Genomic DNA, 3,411 nt, shown 5'->3' with positions numbered 1-3,411 from the left:
GACCGCCTGGGGAGTACGGTCGCAAGATTAAAACTCAAATGAATTGACGGGGGCCCGCACAAGCGGTGGAGCATGTGGTTTAATTCGAAGCAACGCGAAGAACCTTACCTGGCCTTGACATGCTGAGAACTTTCCAGAGATGGATTGGTGCCTTCGGGAACTCAGACACAGGTGCTGCATGGCTGTCGTCAGCTCGTGTCGTGAGATGTTGGGTTAAGTCCCGTAACGAGCGCAACCCTTGTCCTTAGTTACCAGCACATAATGGTGGGCACTCTAAGGAGACTGCCGGTGACAAACCGGAGGAAGGTGGGGATGACGTCAAGTCATCATGGCCCTTACGGCCAGGGCTACACACGTGCTACAATGGTCGGTACAAAGGGTTGCCAAGCCGCGAGGTGGAGCTAATCCCATAAAACCGATCGTAGTCCGGATTGGAGTCTGCAACTCGACTCCATGAAGTCGGAATCGCTAGTAATCGTGGATCAGAACGCCACGGTGAATACGTTCCCGGGCCTTGTACACACCGCCCGTCACACCATGGGAGTGGGTTGCACCAGAAGTAGCTAGTCTAACCTTCGGGAGGACGGTTACCACGGTGTGATTCATGACTGGGGTGAAGTCGTAACAAGGTAGCCGTAGGGGAACCTGCGGCTGGATCACCTCCTTAATCGAAAGATCACTGACCGCTCGGTCAAGCACTCACACGAATTACTTGATTCATTTAGAAAGCGATAGGGTCTTTAGCTCTCAAGCTACAGTTCACCCGTAGCAGCTAGGTCTAGGCTTATCTGTTTCGAGCGTCCCCGGGCAATTGGGTCTGTAGCTCAGTTGGTTAGAGCGCACCCCTGATAAGGGTGAGGTCGGCAGTTCGAATCTGCCCAGACCCACCAATTGTCGAGGTGTGGAAGGTCTTGAAAAAGGGGCCATAGCTCAGCTGGGAGAGCGCCTGCCTTGCACGCAGGAGGTCAGCGGTTCGATCCCGCTTGGCTCCACCAAGACACCGTATATCGCTAGACGCCAGAGTTCATACATGAACAATCACCGGGAAGTTTCCGAGTGGATTGTTGATGTCTGGTCTTTGTGCCAGTCGCTCTTTAACAATGTGGGAAGGTGATAGAAATATAGACATAACGAGAGTTTCACTGCTCGCGTTATGGCTAAGGTAACTTGTGATCTCAAGTGCAAGTTCCGGATTGTCGTGAATCATGTCATGACATATCGCTTTGAATAATCGGCGCTAGCTTCGGCTAACGACAGATTGTTTGGGGTTATATGGTCAAGTGAATAAGCGCATACGGTGGATGCCTTGGCAGTCAGAGGCGATGAAAGACGTTGTAGCCTGCGATAAGCTCCGGGGAGTCGGCAAACAGACTTTGATCCGGAGATCTCTGAATGGGGAAACCCACCCAGCATAAGCTGGGTATCACACACTGAATACATAGGTGTGTGAGGCGAACCGGGGGAACTGAAACATCTAAGTACCCCGAGGAAAAGAAATCAACCGAGATTCCCCAAGTAGCGGCGAGCGAACGGGGAGTAGCCCTTAAGCGTTTTAGAGTTTAGTGGAAGGTCCTGGAAATGGCCGCCGTAGTGGGTGATAGCCCCGTACACGAAAAGCTCTTTAGCGTGAAATCGAGTAGGACGGCGCACGTGAAACGTTGTCTGAACATGGGGGGACCATCCTCCAAGGCTAAATACTCCTGACTGACCGATAGTGAACCAGTACCGTGAGGGAAAGGCGAAAAGAACCCCTGTGAGGGGAGTGAAATAGATCCTGAAACCGTATGCGTACAAGCAGTGGGAGCGGACTTGTTCCGTGACTGCGTACCTTTTGTATAATGGGTCAGCGACTTATATTCTGTGGCGAGCTTAACCGTCTAGGGGAGGCGTAGGGAAACCGAGTCTTAATAGGGCGTTTAGTCGCAGGGTATAGACCCGAAACCGGGCGATCTATCCATGGGCAGGTTGAAGGTGCCGTAACAGGCACTGGAGGACCGAACCGACTACCGTTGAAAAGTTAGCGGATGACTTGTGGATAGGAGTGAAAGGCTAATCAAGCTCGGAGATAGCTGGTTCTCCTCGAAAGCTATTTAGGTAGCGCCTCGTGTATCACCGCTGGGGGTAGAGCACTGTTTCGGCTAGGGGGTCATCCCGACTTACCAAACCGATGCAAACTCCGAATACCAGCGAGTGCGAGCACGGGAGACACACGGCGGGTGCTAACGTCCGTCGTGAAAAGGGAAACAACCCAGACCGTCAGCTAAGGTCCCAAAGTTATGGTTAAGTGGGAAACGATGTGGGAAGGCTTAGACAGCTAGGAGGTTGGCTTAGAAGCAGCCATCCTTTAAAGAAAGCGTAATAGCTCACTAGTCGAGTCGGCCTGCGCGGAAGATGTAACGGGGCTCAAACCATACACCGAAGCTACGGGTTCATCTTAGGATGAGCGGTAGAGGAGCGTTCTGTAAGCCTGTGAAGGTCAATTGAGAAGTTGGCTGGAGGTATCAGAAGTGCGAATGCTGACATGAGTAACGACAATGGGAGTGAAAAACTCCCACGCCGGAAGACCAAGGGTTCCTGCGCAACGTTAATCGACGCAGGGTGAGTCGACCCCTAAGGCGAGGCCGAAAGGCGTAGTCGATGGGAAACGGGTTAATATTCCCGTACTTGTAGTTACTGCGATGGGGGGACGGAGAAGGCTAGGCCAGCACGGCGTTGGTAGTCCGTGTTTAAGGTGGTAGGCTGATTTCTTAGGTAAATCCGGGAGATCAAGGCCGAGAACTGATGACGATCTTTCTTTTAGAAAGAGAAGTGGTTGATGCCATGCTTCCAGGAAAAGCCTCTAAGCTTCAGGTAACTAGAAATCGTACCCCAAACCGACACAGGTGGTCAGGTAGAGAATACCAAGGCGCTTGAGAGAACTCGGGTGAAGGAACTAGGCAAAATGGCACCGTAACTTCGGGAGAAGGTGCGCCGATGAGGGTGAAGTATTTACTACGTAAGCCCACGTCGGTCGAAGATACCAGGCCGCTGCAACTGTTTATTAAAAACACAGCACTCTGCAAACACGAAAGTGGACGTATAGGGTGTGACGCCTGCCCGGTGCCGGAAGGTTAATTGATGGGGTTAGCTTCGGCGAAGCTCTTGATCGAAGCCCCGGTAAACGGCGGCCGTAACTATAACGGTCCTAAGGTAGCGAAATTCCTTGTCGGGTAAGTTCCGACCTGCACGAATGGCGTAATGATGGCGGCGCTGTCTCCACCCGAGACTCAGTGAAATTGAAATCGCTGTGAAGATGCAGTGTATCCGCGGCTAGACGGAAAGACCCCGTGAACCTTTACTATAGCTTTGCACTGGACTTTGAATTTGCTTGTGTAGGATAGGTGGGAGGCTTTGAAGCGTGGACGCTAGTTC

General features: G+C 52.2%; 2 tRNA genes and 2 rRNA genes. All 4 read left to right on the top strand.

The window, feature by feature from the left end:
- A 16S ribosomal RNA gene (locus FZF01_RS19165) occupies window positions 1-667 on the top strand; the annotation flags it as partial.
- 146 nt (window positions 668-813) lie between these two features.
- A tRNA-Ile gene (locus FZF01_RS19160) sits at window positions 814-890 on the top strand.
- 29 nt (window positions 891-919) lie between these two features.
- Window positions 920-995 (top strand) — tRNA-Ala (locus FZF01_RS19155).
- Between the two features lie 279 nt (window positions 996-1,274).
- Window positions 1,275-3,411: ribosomal RNA gene (locus FZF01_RS19150) — 23S ribosomal RNA — on the top strand; the annotation flags it as partial.

The sequence above is a fragment of the Halopseudomonas salina genome, assembly GCF_008641105.1.
The sequence above is the reverse complement of the archived record's forward strand: the minus strand, read 5'-3'. Positions and strand labels throughout refer to the sequence as shown.